This window comes from Lysinibacillus sp. A1 (assembly GCF_000801965.1).
In the GTDB taxonomy this organism is placed as follows: Bacteria; Bacillota; Bacilli; order Bacillales_A; family Planococcaceae; genus Lysinibacillus; species Lysinibacillus fusiformis.
In genome coordinates this window covers 1-12,946 of sequence record NZ_JSZM01000012.1, presented here as the reverse complement: position 1 = coordinate 12,946, position 12,946 = coordinate 1, and the positions used below count along the sequence as shown (strand labels likewise).

The 12,946-nt window shown below is 36.1% G+C and carries 20 protein-coding genes; 2 read left to right on the top strand and 18 right to left on the bottom strand.

What is annotated here, in order from left to right:
• Positions 1-93: 93 nt before the first annotated feature.
• From PI85_RS09575 to PI85_RS09490, 18 genes are all read right to left on the bottom strand, one after another.
• Positions 94-633 carry an ERCC4 domain-containing protein gene (locus PI85_RS09575; RefSeq protein WP_036123214.1) on the bottom strand — a complete coding sequence of 180 codons (540 nt, stop codon included), beginning with the start codon at positions 631-633 and terminating at the stop codon, positions 94-96.
• Positions 630-1,061 (bottom strand): ASCH domain-containing protein, encoded by a 432-nt coding sequence (locus PI85_RS09570; protein WP_036123211.1) that lies wholly within the window; start codon positions 1,059-1,061, stop codon positions 630-632. The genes PI85_RS09575 and PI85_RS09570 overlap by 4 nt, the downstream gene beginning before the upstream one ends.
• 109 nt (positions 1,062-1,170) lie before the next feature.
• Complete coding sequence (locus PI85_RS09565) at positions 1,171-1,599, bottom strand: hypothetical protein (RefSeq protein WP_036123208.1); 429 nt, start codon at positions 1,597-1,599, stop codon at positions 1,171-1,173.
• Positions 1,600-1,918: 319 nt separating this feature from the next.
• The gene (locus PI85_RS09560; RefSeq protein WP_036123205.1) at positions 1,919-4,291 is read right to left on the bottom strand and encodes a phage/plasmid primase, P4 family; all 2,373 of its coding nucleotides are present in this window, start codon (positions 4,289-4,291) and stop codon (positions 1,919-1,921) included.
• 4 nt (positions 4,292-4,295) lie between these two features.
• Positions 4,296-4,505 carry a hypothetical protein gene (locus PI85_RS09555; RefSeq protein ID WP_036123202.1) on the bottom strand — a complete coding sequence of 70 codons (210 nt, stop codon included), beginning with the start codon at positions 4,503-4,505 and terminating at the stop codon, positions 4,296-4,298.
• Between the two features lie 80 nt (positions 4,506-4,585).
• Positions 4,586-5,065, bottom strand: coding sequence for a DUF669 domain-containing protein (locus PI85_RS09550; protein ID WP_036123200.1), 480 nt, complete (start codon positions 5,063-5,065; stop codon positions 4,586-4,588).
• Positions 5,065-5,781, bottom strand: coding sequence for an AAA family ATPase (locus tag PI85_RS09545; protein ID WP_036123197.1), 717 nt, complete (start codon positions 5,779-5,781; stop codon positions 5,065-5,067). The genes PI85_RS09550 and PI85_RS09545 overlap by 1 nt, the downstream gene beginning before the upstream one ends.
• A 21-nt stretch (positions 5,782-5,802) precedes the next feature.
• Positions 5,803-6,135 carry a hypothetical protein gene (locus tag PI85_RS09540; protein WP_036123194.1) on the bottom strand — a complete coding sequence of 111 codons (333 nt, stop codon included), beginning with the start codon at positions 6,133-6,135 and terminating at the stop codon, positions 5,803-5,805.
• A gap of 12 nt (positions 6,136-6,147) precedes the next feature.
• Complete coding sequence (locus tag PI85_RS09535; protein ID WP_036123191.1) at positions 6,148-6,492, bottom strand: hypothetical protein; 345 nt, start codon at positions 6,490-6,492, stop codon at positions 6,148-6,150.
• 13 nt (positions 6,493-6,505) lie between these two features.
• Entirely contained in the window at positions 6,506-7,006 is a 501-nt protein-coding gene (locus PI85_RS23575) for a siphovirus Gp157 family protein (RefSeq protein WP_052323505.1), read from the bottom strand.
• Positions 7,003-7,848: a hypothetical protein gene (locus PI85_RS09525; RefSeq protein WP_036123188.1), complete on the bottom strand. Its 846-nt coding sequence runs from the start codon at positions 7,846-7,848 to the stop codon at positions 7,003-7,005. The genes PI85_RS23575 and PI85_RS09525 overlap by 4 nt, the downstream gene beginning before the upstream one ends.
• Positions 7,845-8,024: a hypothetical protein gene (locus tag PI85_RS09520; RefSeq protein WP_036123186.1), complete on the bottom strand. Its 180-nt coding sequence runs from the start codon at positions 8,022-8,024 to the stop codon at positions 7,845-7,847. The genes PI85_RS09525 and PI85_RS09520 overlap by 4 nt, the downstream gene beginning before the upstream one ends.
• A gap of 8 nt (positions 8,025-8,032) precedes the next feature.
• Complete coding sequence (locus tag PI85_RS09515; RefSeq protein WP_036123183.1) at positions 8,033-8,302, bottom strand: AbrB/MazE/SpoVT family DNA-binding domain-containing protein; 270 nt, start codon at positions 8,300-8,302, stop codon at positions 8,033-8,035.
• Entirely contained in the window at positions 8,299-8,757 is a 459-nt protein-coding gene (locus PI85_RS09510; protein ID WP_036123180.1) for a hypothetical protein, read from the bottom strand. The genes PI85_RS09515 and PI85_RS09510 overlap by 4 nt, the downstream gene beginning before the upstream one ends.
• Before the next feature lie 37 nt (positions 8,758-8,794).
• Positions 8,795-9,046: a hypothetical protein gene (locus tag PI85_RS09505; protein ID WP_036123177.1), complete on the bottom strand. Its 252-nt coding sequence runs from the start codon at positions 9,044-9,046 to the stop codon at positions 8,795-8,797.
• 233 nt (positions 9,047-9,279) lie between these two features.
• Positions 9,280-10,065, bottom strand: a complete 786-nt coding sequence (locus PI85_RS23570) for an AP2 domain-containing protein (RefSeq protein ID WP_052323503.1) — start codon at positions 10,063-10,065, stop codon at positions 9,280-9,282.
• A gap of 47 nt (positions 10,066-10,112) precedes the next feature.
• Positions 10,113-10,361 (bottom strand): hypothetical protein, encoded by a 249-nt coding sequence (locus tag PI85_RS09495; protein WP_036123175.1) that lies wholly within the window; start codon positions 10,359-10,361, stop codon positions 10,113-10,115.
• Between the two features lie 47 nt (positions 10,362-10,408).
• Positions 10,409-10,657: a helix-turn-helix transcriptional regulator gene (locus PI85_RS09490; RefSeq protein WP_036123171.1), complete on the bottom strand. Its 249-nt coding sequence runs from the start codon at positions 10,655-10,657 to the stop codon at positions 10,409-10,411.
• A 154-nt stretch (positions 10,658-10,811) separates the two neighbouring features.
• On the opposite strand from PI85_RS09490, the gene PI85_RS09485 reads away from it, so the two are divergent.
• On the top strand, positions 10,812-11,450 hold the full coding sequence (locus tag PI85_RS09485) for a LexA family transcriptional regulator (RefSeq protein WP_235318474.1): 639 nt from the start codon (positions 10,812-10,814) through the stop codon (positions 11,448-11,450).
• A gap of 71 nt (positions 11,451-11,521) precedes the next feature.
• Positions 11,522-12,913: a recombinase family protein gene (locus PI85_RS09480; RefSeq protein ID WP_036123169.1), complete on the top strand. Its 1,392-nt coding sequence runs from the start codon at positions 11,522-11,524 to the stop codon at positions 12,911-12,913.
• Positions 12,914-12,946: the final 33 nt, after the last annotated feature.

The following is a 12,946-nucleotide window of genomic DNA, read 5'->3' as shown; positions in this document are numbered from 1 at the left end:
GATTAGGTATGGCCTTCCACAATCTACCCTGTGGCTGTTTTGACTTCTTCACCGACTGAACAATAGGAATCCCATTGCGCATGTTCACGATGGTTAGAACGCCCCTCTCTTTAGATAGTTCTTCATTTGGTAATAGAAATGATGATATATCCAATTTCCACTAAACTTATTATCTAAGTAGACAATTTCGAAGCCATAACGAGCCTTGAAAGTATTTAACGAACCAAGTAATGCAAGTGGGTCGTATTTACTTCTGTAGGTGCCGTTTAGTATTTTTTTATAGCCTTCCGGATCTTCAAGAAGGATGGTGAATGGCATATTCTGCGCTCGAATTAATTCATTTTCAAAACGTGTACGCTCGTCCTTACCTAAGTTTCCTACAATCTCGTCTACACTGGCTTTTCTTTCAACTCCACTGTTTAAATAAATATCTCGCATAATGCCGAGCTCTTCATTTTTTGGTAGCATTGCTGTGTAATCGCCAGTGTCTAACTTCTTTAATTTGATTGGCACATCCTTGCTGCGTAAATATTCAAGGATATGGCCGTTCACTTGTTCGCGAGTATCAACCACGATTGTTAGTGTTTTCATGATTTTGTTTAGTTCTGTATCGCTGTAAGCGTAGTGAATCATTGTGAATCACCATTCCATTCCCATAAACTTAATTGACCTTTAGCAGGTAATGGATTTATTAAAACTTGTACACTGTCCAGCTCCCAAGCATAACGCCCTTCGTCATAATCACCAAAATCGTATTCATTACCACTGATTTTTAATTTAGTGTGCATAATTGCGTTGTCTCCATAATCAAAAATCACTTTATGGCAATCTAACAAATTTGCTGTTGCTATAACAGCACCTGTTGGAAGTTCCTTTATTGACGCAATACCATGTTTTTTTAGAATATCTGTAAAAGCGATACAAGCCTCTTTATCAACCGATTTCCCTGCATGAATGGCGATTGGACCTCGATATTTCGTTTGCCATGAACGTGTTTCAAATTGTTTTTCGCCTAAAGCAATTAATGTTGCCCATGGTTGTTTTATTGTAATTGCCTTCACTCTCTTAACCTCCTCATTTTCGCTTATTTAACGCACCGCACACACGTTCTATTTCAAAGCTAGATATATTTATCATCCGTCTCCTAAAACGTCTTAAAACGGCTGTAAATCACTTATTTTGATTAGCGTATAAAACTGCACTCTCGTACAATTTTTTCTTCATGATATTTGATGCTTCATTTTCGAATTGTCGATAGTCTGAGTAAATGTCGTTCCATCCGTTTTTAGCTAATGTTTCTTGCCACTCCATAAACAACATCAATGCATCAACGTCTGCACATATCCATTCATTCAACTTTGGATTGTGCTGCCATCCACAGGCTTGATGGACCATCATTCGGATATGCTTATCGATTCCACTAGCACCTTCCCATGATTGGAACCATTTTTCTATTTCACCGAAAATCGGATCAACTGCCTTCAATACTTCCTCTGGAACCAACTTCGCGTTTTTAAGCGACAATCTACCATCCGATTCATCCCGATATATTTCAGCACCACTTTTCCAAATCATCGATAGTACATGAAGGGTTTTCAAAAATACCACTTCCTTACAATTTGGTAGTTACTTATTTTTTCAAAAACCATGTTTTTACCCCTATAAAATAACTCAGTTACTTTTAAGTAACTCCCTTGAGCGTTACAGCCCTATAGGTTTAAGCAATTTTAGTTAAAATCGTTACTCGAAAAGTGCATTACGCTCTTATATATACTTATATTTATATTTTTTATTTTTTTATTAATATAAAAACAAAATAACAAAAGTAACTTTAGTAATATAAAAACACTCTTAAAGCATTGATATGACTGGATTTCCGAGAGTTACTAATGAGAGTTACTTTGTTAACTCAAAGTTACTAAACTAGCTTAAATGATGTATTTTCAGCCTCTTTTGTAACTATTTTTTCTTCAAAAGTAACTCCTTGTGGCGCTCGCTCCTGTAAAGTAATACCAGTGAAAAAATTTCTATTTCCTGCACCACGTTCTTTTTTAAACCCTTTTGTTTCCAACATTCGGTAAAAACTACGATTACTCACTGTGCGTTCACCTGATTTATAACCAAAACTGTCATAAACGGTATACAATTCTTTTGCTTCAATTTTGATGTTTTCATTGGTTTTGTCTACATAACAACACTCAGCTAAAAATGGCCCCAGTATATCCATGTCTTCTTTATAATTACCTGTTGCTTTCGCTACCACTGCTGGTTCGATTAAACCGTCCTTCTGCCACTTTAAGCAGCCTTCAATTGCCCAGTTGAGTATTCCACTCATTTCTAATGACAACTTTTCTGGAAGCTTTTTATCACGCTTATGAGCTGGCAAGTTTAAATCAAATGGAATCAACTTTACACGGCGCCATATACCTTCATCCAAGCCACCAATGATTGGCTTATGGTTAGTCGTGAAAAACACTTTAAACTCTGGAATGTACTCAAAGTACTCCTGTCGTAAGAAGCGAGCTAACACTGGCTCCCCACCTGTAATTTGCTTAACAAATGATTCTGATAGCTTTTCGCCTTCTTCTGATTCAATCGCTGATACAAAACGTGAACCTACTAACCTAGCAATATCGTTATTGGCACCTGTTTCTTTTTTCTTGATAAAAGTATCAGCTTTAGCTTGCTTGCCATATTCGCCTACAAGATCTTTGATTGTGTTGATAAAAGTTGATTTACCATTACTACCTCCACCAACCAAGAACATCATAATTTGCTCTGAAATATCACCAGTTAGGCTATAGCCGATTAATCGCTGCATGTATTCTGATAGTTCTTTATCTCCCATAAATATTTGATCCAAAAAAGCTAACCAATTTGGACATTTTGCATTTTCGTCAAAAGAGATATTTGTTATTTTAGTAAGCTTTAATTCCCTGTCATGCGGCTGCAACTTTCCTGTTTTCAGGTCCACAACGCCATTTGCTACATTTAGTAAATATTTATGTTGGTCAAAATCGCTACGGTCTCCTGGAACTAATACCTTCAAATCCTTAATAGCACTTTCTCGCACATTATGTTTCTCACAATGCCTAGCCCATTTTTGTTCGGTTTCATCATCTGATTCTCCAAGCTTACGAACTACCTTAGCTACAATTCGATGTAACTTTCCTTTTTCGTCAAACTCCCAATACTTGCCGTTCCAGATATACCACCCAACCGATGGAATATAACGAATTACATGGCCGTATTCATACGCTATTCGCTCTGCATTTCCTAAGTCAGTTAATTTAAATTTACGAGCTGGTTTTTCAACTTCTTCTACCACCACAGCATCACTGTGGAAGCTGAATGAAAACTCGTTGTCATTTTGATGGTCCAGCACCGTTGTAGTGGTAGAAGAAATAGCTTCTGCAATGGTACGTTCACCGTACGTTTCACCTGTGTCGCTAAAATGAATTCTGTCCCATTTATCACGAATAAGTGCAGTTTCACGGAACATTGAATCCATTCGAGTAGCTGATTTCCCTGTCCAAAAGGCAAGGTGATTAGTTAGTGCTAAATCTGTTGAAGATGGATCATCATCTATTAGGTTGCCGTTGTATAAGGCTTTGATTGCATCACCATTTTTACTGCGAAACATCTTCTCCCAAAGCGCTTCGTTTGAAAGTTTAATTTCATCGTTTTCATATTCTGCAAGGTTCACTCGACCTTTTATATCACTGTCATCAAAATACTTTTCTAAGATTTCAGCTACTTCTTCAGACCGTTCATAAATCTCATTGGAATTTTCACGATTTCCTGTCATTGTGAAGTAACGGCCGTATTGATAAATTTCAAGACCGTGTTTTGCACTTTTACGCCCTGTACCCACTACAGACTGTGGAAGGCTTCCTTTGATGATGATGTGAATGCCTGTACCACTTACACTAAACTCTGTATAGCTGTCCAGCGTATCAATGATCTCTTTAGCAAAGTTGTTAATGATTGGATTTACCTTTTCGGCATCATCTGCTGCATACGTAACACATTTATCAATGTCGATACCGATATAACTGTCTTGTCGCGAGAATACAAATCCAATACCATCTGCATTTGATTCAGTATAAAACTTGGCTGCTGTTGCAAAAGTGGACCATGTTCTGCGGTCATTACTTCTAGCCTCATTACCATCAGTTTGATAGGGTATTTTTGTATAACGTTCGCCTTTTTCTTCTGACTTCCACAATATCCACTGGGAAAGTGACCTTAACTCTGATGGTATTTCGTTAAAATTTATGGGTGTTTTCATTTAATCACCTTCTTGCTTCTGCCTTTACTTGTTCTTCGCTTCTAGTAATCAACCTAATTGGCATACCGTATTTCTTTTTCAATTCTTCACGCTCCATATTATGATGAATACGACAATGCACTTTTGTTATCACTTTCCCTATATGTTGACAATTAGGATGTGGGCATTTAAGTAATTCTTTAGCTATAGCACTCCAAGAATCATTCCTTTTCATAGTATTTCACTCCTAAAAATCTAAATTTGGGTATAAAAAAGAGAAGTCCGCCTAAAACAGACCTCTCTATTAAGTTTTATTTAGAATGGAAGTTCATCACTACCAGCAGTGATTGGCGCTCCTGTTTGTGCTGGCGGATTTACATCAGATGCATCATAATATTTCGCTTTAGCAGCTGTACGTTTTTCTTTCTTGCCGTCAACCATCTTGTCATATTCCTCATGTTTGACAGTGATTTTCAAATTTTTATTGATTAATTGTTTCGCCATGTCTTCAGCTGAGTTGAAAGGATGTCCATTAGGGAATCCACATGCTTTGATCAAACTATTTACAATTTTCACTGATACCTCATGTTCGAATGTAAATGTGTTATATAAGATTTTCGCTCCTTGGTGATTCTGCGGAACATCACTACGAATCTCAAAGTCTACTGAAAGCTTTGGTTTCCCGGCTTGAGTAGTACCTGCTTCGGCATTTACAATAACGGCCTCGTATTTCCCCTCTGCTACTAATTCAAATGCTACACTTGCGTTAGATTCATCAAATTTAAAGAATGACATTATTTATTTCCTCCTGTTGTTTCATTATTTGTGGAAGGCGAAAGGAAAATTTCCTCTTGCTTACATCCCTTGCGAATGTCTAGCTGATTTTTGGCATAAATACTATTCGTTCCTTCTAAGACAAAACCTCGTTCACCTTCTGCATTAATCATTAAACGACCAACGACATCACATAAACCTAGTACATTATTAATAATTTTTTGGTTAATTTGTGGGTACGAACGGTTGTAGTGTGTGCCTTCTGCTGCTGTATACATATCCGTTGTTTCCCAAGCGTTAAATACAATCCGATCCGCTAAGTTCTTCATCCAACGGAATGAGTTTACGACTTTGAATTGCATTTTCTGATAATCACCTTGTGATGGTACACCTTGATTTTTTCCGATAAACCCTAAGTCTGATAATAAGCAGCGTTCTAATTCTGAAACATTATCGACTGCGATGTTATCGTATTTACCTTTAATGTCTTTCAAGTGAAGTAATAATGCTCCCCAATATTCCCAAGTATTTTGATTGTCTACATAAATGACATCGATATTAGGCTCACCTTTTAATACTTGTGAAGTACGATCTATATCGAGAACCAATGTTTTACCTGGTAAATATCGCAAAGTATGTGTTTTGCCCATACCTGGATTAGCATATAAACAATACGTTTTCCCTTCCTTTTCAAGTGTTTCAGCGCTGTGTGTACTGAAATCAAATTCTTGTGTCATGCCCTCCACACTCCTTTTCTATTAATATGGCAATTGGTCATCAGAGACATCTTTATTTTCTTCTGCATTTGCAAATGGATCTTCGAATTCCGACAATTCTTCTTCAGGATCCACTTCATCAATTGTTAATTGACCATCTGGCGAATCATCATCTGGCTTACCTTCCATGACCTCTTTTGGAGTGCCGTATTGGTACGTTAAATCAACAAGGAAATACTGTCCGTACTTGTTGTACTTCTCGCTGATTTTATTCATAATAAGTGCTTCATTTTCTTTAGCAGCAATTACAATTTCCTCTGCCTCTTCGCGTGTATCAGCATAGTGTTGTTCTTTTTGATTGAGTAATTTTTTCAAGTGTTTTTCCTCCTAGTCTTTTAATAAAATTGTTCCTATTTCATAACTGTCTGGCACCACTACCCAATCTCGTTCAAATGTTTCTCCATCATTTGAGATAGTGTAGGAGTCGCCATCTTCATCATCAATTTGCCAACCATTAGTGCAATACTTTGGGTATGGATAATCAGCGTTTGAACGTTTAGCATGACGCGCTGTTGCTTCAATGACTTTTCCGTAATGAAAACCGCCATATCTTTTACCAACATACATAACCTTTAAGGTTGTTGGGCCAGCTACACCACTTCTAATTTTGTCTAATACTTTTTTTAACTCCTTGTCATTCTCTAAACGAGGATCAATTGTGATTTTAGGCATATCAGCAAACCTCCTATCGAATACTTAACGATTGATTTTCAATTAATTGAGCACCTTCGATTTGCTCTCCTGCTTTTAGTGCTTTTGCTAATTCAGCGCGGCTGATAGTACGTTCCACCTTTACATATTCCTGTGGAAGGCTATCAATATTTGAAACTTCAACCTTGGATGATTTGCGGAAACTGAATGTGAACTTTTCTGTTTTCAATCGCTTCACACCTTTTGCATCCGGTTCAACAGTTTCTAATGTTTCGGCCATTCGTTCTTTCATACGAGCAATCGCATTTTCGTTGTACTTCCTACGTTTAGCAAAGCGATCTTCCTCAGCTTTAATACCTGCATTTTCATTCTCTAAATTCTTAATGACCATCGCATAACCTTCTAGCTTAGCTTCACGTTCAAGCGAGATAGTGTCCATATAGACTTTTAATTCTTCTTCATCTGCACCATCCAGTATTAATTGTTGAAGGTTATACATCATTTCATTGAGTTCTTTTAGTGTGTATATGCTCATGATTCCTCACCATATTTAGTGTTAGTGTCGTTGATGATTGAGCCGTATCTTGCTATTTCCGAATCAAAATCGCAAGTTTCACCTTCAATGTAATTGGGAGAAATTATGCGTTTCTTTCCTCTCCATTCCATTATCATGCTGTCAGTTCTTCGATTTGGCTGCACCGCCTGTTCAAACTCACTCACATCGAGACCAAGCGCTCGTCCTAGTGCAATGGCTTTTCCAATGTGTTCGTTGAATACGTCATTTGGATTGCATTTTGCGATACCTTTTTCAAAAATCTTTCCCGAATCTTCACCTTTTACTAATACAACCACTGTTCGTTTTTCATTGTTAATAATAAATTTATTAACTGTGCATCTTTGTCTGTAAGTTTCGTTGCCCATTTCATTAACAGTCCAACAAGATTGACGAGAACTCACCTTTTCAACAAACTTCTTAGCCTTCTCGATAATCTCAGCACGTTGTTGATTTGGTGTTAGTGGTTTAGGCTTGATTAATTCGTAAACATTTACTGTTTCGGGTGTACGTCCAACGTTATACAAAGCCACAATGTTAGATGTTCCTTTGTTAAGCACTAAATCTCTACCAAAACAAGAGACTTTATATGGCTTTCCTTTTTCAACTAAAAACGATGTCATAGCAGAAGAAATAACCACATCACCTTCACGTGCTACACGATCAACCTTGCGATATTGCTGCCCTTCAAATTCGATGATGTCCTCCACAGTAGTTGTGGAAGGCTCAATTGATTTCTTGCCACGTAATCCATGGACGATTAGCTTTAATTCAGCTACTTCGTTTTCTAAAGTTGTGATACGCTCATTTTTCGTCTTTGTCATTTCGCATCCTCCTGTGGTACACTACCAGTGTCATATAATTTATTTAGCTCGCCATTGGTTGCACCCTTTGACGAGTTTTTTTGTGCCTTAATTTGGGCATTCTGCGCGTCTTCGATGTCTTGCCAGTATTCTGATTCTCTGTCGTATACATCAGCCTGTGTGTTGCCTATACGCATGGAATCACCTACTTTAACTCAATCTCAGTGACAAGCTTTTTAGCTTCATTTAGACTTAGAACCAATTTGCCACCTAGTAGAACAAGATTGTCGTCTGATACTTCACCAGTAACAGCGCATGCCATATTAGGCTTGTACTTCTTTAAAATTACCTTGTCACCATCAATGAAGATTTCTAATGGATCTTGATTATCAAATCCTAAAGTTCTTCTTAGCTCTTTTGGAATAACCACACGACCCAACTCATCAATTTTTCTAACCATACCTGTTGATTTCATTTAAAATTACCTCCTAGTGTTTTTTGCAAGTCATAAATAAATGATTCAAATTTACGCTTCTTGAATTTATATAATCGAACAATTGGATTGTTTGTTTTAGGTTGATTAAATGGACCTTCCAAACTGATATAGTATTTTCCTAGCCATAAAGAGCCTTCAGTATCAAACTCCCTATCGTAATAATCTGCATAGTCAGCACCCATGCTATCTGCTTCTTTCGGTGTGAAGTTCTTCCAAGCCTCATTTGCGATTTGCTCCATGTAAACTAATAATTCCTTAAACTCATCTTGATTAAAAATGTACTTACAACTCGACTCACTTGGTTGAACCACAGGTGTTTGATCCTTCCAATGAGGCAATACATAACCCTCAATATTTAGGTCTGTCTTCCTTTCAAAAAACACTGCTGATTTTCTATGACGTACAATTAAACCTTTGAAATTACGTTCGGTCATCTTTATTCACCACTTTCGATATTCGATTTTTAGCCTTTCAACCAACACCATCAATCCCTGACAAATCAACATCTTCTTTCATGTAGTCACCTCGTTTAATGATGTCTACAGCTTCTTGTAATCCTTCTGCCAAAGAGCCAATATTGTCATAACGCTGTTTAATCTCCGTTGGGAATGGCCTATCTGATTGAATATAATCGTGTGCTAAATCATTTGAAATCTCTTCGTATTCAGCAATTCGTTTTTGAATTGAGTTAACCATGCCTTCCACAATCAATTCTGCTTTCATTCTCCCAACCTCCAAATAGTTTGATAGATTTACTTCTTACATAATGCAACAGCCATAGCCATTGCTTTTGCGATTAATGATATTGGTACAGGCTTAATTTTCATTGAACTCCCCTCTCCAACTCGTTATTTTGAAATCGTTCAATCTTCGCAACAATATGATTCCATTGCTGTATTTCTGTAGCATTTAATATCCGTGGTAATTCATCATATCGAATCATGACTTTGCTATTACTATGTGTGATGATCTTGTTTCCATTGGACATCCGAATCATCTGCCAATGCTTGTTCATATTCGCTTTTTAATTCAGGAAAGTTTAAAATAGATTTATCACCATATAGTTCATAGGCTTTTTGGTCATAAGCTTTTGCAGCTTGTTCTAGTGTGTTGAAAGTGCCTAAATATAGTTCACTCTTTTTGCCAGTTGTTATTGATGATTGAAATAAATTCCCGCTAAAATAAACACCTTTGAAACCAGTCTTGTTTTTCTTTCTTGTTTGTTGAACTTTTTCTATTTGGATAGTTTCAGTGTTGTTATTTTCACCAATGACATTCAAATAGCAATTTTCTCCGAATATTTTTAGTACTGCTTCGTTATAAGCTTTGGCTGCTTCATCCTCATCTAAGAAAACACCTAGATGCTTTTTCTTTCCATTCTCTCGAGTTTGTGCTGTCCACTTCTGTAATTTTTTATCCCAACTTACACCTTTGTATTTTGATGAAGAATTTTCGTTCCCCTTTTTCATAAGAACATTCAATTTGGCGTCACCTACAATTAAGTTTTCCTTTCTATAGTCCAAGGAATTTTTGTTTTTATGCAACACTCTTATTCGACGTTCTTCGATACAAAGGATAACTTTACTTAAAGATTTAGTTTTACCTTGAATAGTCGTTCTGACTTTCATTCCTCCGCCACGACCATCATTATTTACTGTCCAGACATAATGACTGACCCTTTCGAAATCCTCATCATCCACTAAAGCAACCATACCGTTTTGCAAAGGGATTTCCTTAACCACTTTAAGACCTCCTTTTCGCTCGCTTGTTCAATTCAATCTGCTTAACCTCATCCGACATCGCTAGCCATTGTTGTGGGGTTGTTTTCAATTTGTTCACCAACTTTCTTTTTACATCTTGTAACCCATCGACCTTTTTCATTTTTGTAATGAATAAAATCATATTGGCTAGCAGTTTTGTTGACTCTTTCTCTGTCAGCATCCAAAGACCATGTCGACTCGAGTAATTCTGACAAGCCGACAGGTGTTGGAATTCTTTCTCCGCCAATTTCCAAATACGGAATGACTATTTTCAACATATATTTATCACTCCAATCATAAAAATTGTTACTTATCCACAATACCGTTAAACGGTACTAGCGATTAAAAAAAAATCTTCGTCATTAAAATCCCCGTCATCTACTTGTGGAAGTCTAATTAAATCTTCGGGAACTTTGTATAATTTAGAAGCTTTTTTCAAAACATGACCAGGTATAGCTGTAATACCGCGTTCGTAATTGCTAAGGGTTTTTGCAGTAATACCAAGCTTTTTCGCAGCAACTTCCTGTTTTAACTCTGCGTTAACACGAGCTGCTTCTAATGAAATCTGAATCATTTTGTCACCTCCTGTCACTTCGCTTGATTCCAATATAATACCGTTAAACCGTATTGTCAATTATAAATATAAAAAAAAGTACTTTTTATAGGTATTTTTCTATTTACTTAACTACCGATTTTCGGTAGAATATATTTAACGGAGGAGATAAAACATGGTAAAAGATGATTTACTCGATATGAAAAAGACCCTAGTTAATAACTTACAATATTTTTTAAAGAGAAATGGTATCAACCAAACTGATATGGCTAGAGATTTGAATTTTCCAGAGACTACAGTTTCTAATTGGATGAAAGCTGAAACATATCCTCGTCCTGATAAAATTCAATCAATGGCAGATTATTTTGGAATAAAAAGATCTGATTTAACTGAAAAACGCGCAACTAATATCATGCCTTACAGTTCCCAATTCATTAAGGTGCCTGTACTTGGAGAAATTGCATGTGGAGAACCTATTTTAGCTGAACAAAATATTGAAGATCATGTTTATGAACCAATTGATTCATTACCAGCTGGAGAAATTTTCGCTTTAAAAGCAAAAGGTGACTCAATGGAACCTACAATCCCAAATGGAGCTTTAGTGTTAATTAGAGAACAAAGTGAAGTTGAGAATGGAGAAATAGCAGCTGTATTAGTAAATGGAGATACTGAAGCAACTCTTAAACGTGTAAAAAAACAGGGAGATACAATATTGTTAATGCCAGACAATCCAAAACATGAGCCATACATAGTTAACCTAGATAATCCGGCACGCATTATTGGGAAGGCATTTAGTTTTAAGGTTTCACTTTAATTTTTTATAAATAGACATAAGAGTGGCTTACTTGCTACTCTTTTTTTAAATATAAAAATGAGGGAGAATTTATGGAAAAGAAAAAAAGGGTCGCATTATACAGTAGATATAGTACTCACACACAAGATGGCAATTATAGTATTGATATTCAATTAGAAAGAATGGAGGCTATGTGTAAATCGAAAGGATGGGAAGTCACTGAATATTTCAGTGATGCAGCATATAGTGGAGCTAATATGGATAGACCTGAACTACAAAATTTATTATCTCGATTAAGTGAATTTGATGTGGTAATGGTTTATCGATTAGACAGACTTTCAAGATCACAAAGAGATACAATGACATTAATTCAAGACCACTTTTTATTGAACAATGTAGCTTTTGTGAGTGTTTCAGAAACATTAGATACAACAACAGCTTTTGGAATGGCTATGATAGGAATATTAGCTGTTTTTGCAGAACTCGAACGAGCTACCATTACAGAACGTATGCAGAGTGGTATAAAAAAACGTATTGAGGCAGGCTATCGTTTAGTAAGTGGTAATCATATGCCCACTGGTTATAAGAAGGGTATAGACGGAAACGGAAACAATATACTTGTTATAGATGAAATCCAATCTGAAAAAGTGCGTAGAATTTTTGATTTGTATGAGCAATATCATTCTATAACAAAAATTCAGCATGCTTTAAAAGAAGAGGGTTACTCTGGAAGACGATTTACAACAATTCGTCAAATTCTAAGTAATCGTTTATACCTTGGAGAAGTTAAATATAGAGATGAATACTTCGAGGGAATACATGATTCAATAATTTCAAGTGAACAATTTGATAGAGTACAAGCATTACTAGCACGTCACCCTAAGGGCGCTAATGCTGGGAAAGCTAAAGAGAGTTTGTTTAGTGGCTTCGTCTATTGCGGATGTTGTGGTGAGAATTTTAAAACTTATAGTTATAGATTGGAAAATAAAATAAAGGGTAAATATTATGTACGATCATATTTGTGTAGAGCAAGGCGTTACCCTAGCGAGTATGAACAAAAGTGTATGAATCAAATAGTTAAAAACGATACACTAGAAGATCTTTTCTTAAAGAATTTAGATATTTTAATAGAAAATCGGCAAACTAAAACAGTTAGTAGTAAAAGAAAAACTAATTATGAATTAGCACTTAAAAAAATTGACGAGAAAATCGTGCGCCTACTCGATTTGTATGAAGATGGAGAATTAGATAAGGAAACCCTAAATACAAGGCTTGAGAAACGTAAGAAAGAAAAAGAGGATATATTACTCAAGAAAAATTCAGAAGCCCAAAATGAAGCGATTAACATTGAAATAAAAGACATCAAAAAATACCTCACTAAATTTCAAACAATGGATTTTATTGAAAAGAGGGCTTTAGTTGAAAAAGTATTAGACCGAATTGTGATAGAACCTAACGATATAATTTTTGAATGGATTATTTAACACTTTTATTCCGTCTTCATTCTATGCTACTCA

Bases quoted from the DNA above. Each gene is read 5' to 3' on its own strand.
- PI85_RS09515 (WP_036123183.1), bottom strand. From the start codon at position 8,302: ATGAAATCAACAGGTATGGTTAGAAAAATTGATGAGTTGGGTCGTGTG.
- PI85_RS09520 (WP_036123186.1), bottom strand. From the start codon at position 8,024: ATGCGTATAGGCAACACACAGGCTGATGTATACGACAGAGAATCAGAA.
- PI85_RS09480 (WP_036123169.1), top strand. From the start codon at position 11,522: ATGGAAAAGAAAAAAAGGGTCGCATTATACAGTAGATATAGTACTCAC.
- PI85_RS09545 (WP_036123197.1), bottom strand. From the start codon at position 5,781: ATGACACAAGAATTTGATTTCAGTACACACAGCGCTGAAACACTTGAA.
- PI85_RS09575 (WP_036123214.1), bottom strand. From the start codon at position 633: ATGATTCACTACGCTTACAGCGATACAGAACTAAACAAAATCATGAAA.
- PI85_RS23575 (WP_052323505.1), bottom strand. From the start codon at position 7,006: ATGAGCATATACACACTAAAAGAACTCAATGAAATGATGTATAACCTT.
- PI85_RS09495 (WP_036123175.1), bottom strand. From the start codon at position 10,361: ATGTTGAAAATAGTCATTCCGTATTTGGAAATTGGCGGAGAAAGAATT.
- PI85_RS09555 (WP_036123202.1), bottom strand. From the start codon at position 4,505: ATGAAAAGGAATGATTCTTGGAGTGCTATAGCTAAAGAATTACTTAAA.
- PI85_RS09490 (WP_036123171.1), bottom strand. From the start codon at position 10,657: ATGATTCAGATTTCATTAGAAGCAGCTCGTGTTAACGCAGAGTTAAAA.
- PI85_RS09560 (WP_036123205.1), bottom strand. From the start codon at position 4,291: ATGAAAACACCCATAAATTTTAACGAAATACCATCAGAGTTAAGGTCA.
- PI85_RS09550 (WP_036123200.1), bottom strand. From the start codon at position 5,065: ATGTCATTCTTTAAATTTGATGAATCTAACGCAAGTGTAGCATTTGAA.
- PI85_RS09525 (WP_036123188.1), bottom strand. From the start codon at position 7,848: ATGACAAAGACGAAAAATGAGCGTATCACAACTTTAGAAAACGAAGTA.
- PI85_RS09505 (WP_036123177.1), bottom strand. From the start codon at position 9,046: ATGAAAGCAGAATTGATTGTGGAAGGCATGGTTAACTCAATTCAAAAA.
- PI85_RS09485 (WP_235318474.1), top strand. From the start codon at position 10,812: ATGGTAAAAGATGATTTACTCGATATGAAAAAGACCCTAGTTAATAAC.
- PI85_RS09510 (WP_036123180.1), bottom strand. From the start codon at position 8,757: ATGACCGAACGTAATTTCAAAGGTTTAATTGTACGTCATAGAAAATCA.
- PI85_RS09535 (WP_036123191.1), bottom strand. From the start codon at position 6,492: ATGCCTAAAATCACAATTGATCCTCGTTTAGAGAATGACAAGGAGTTA.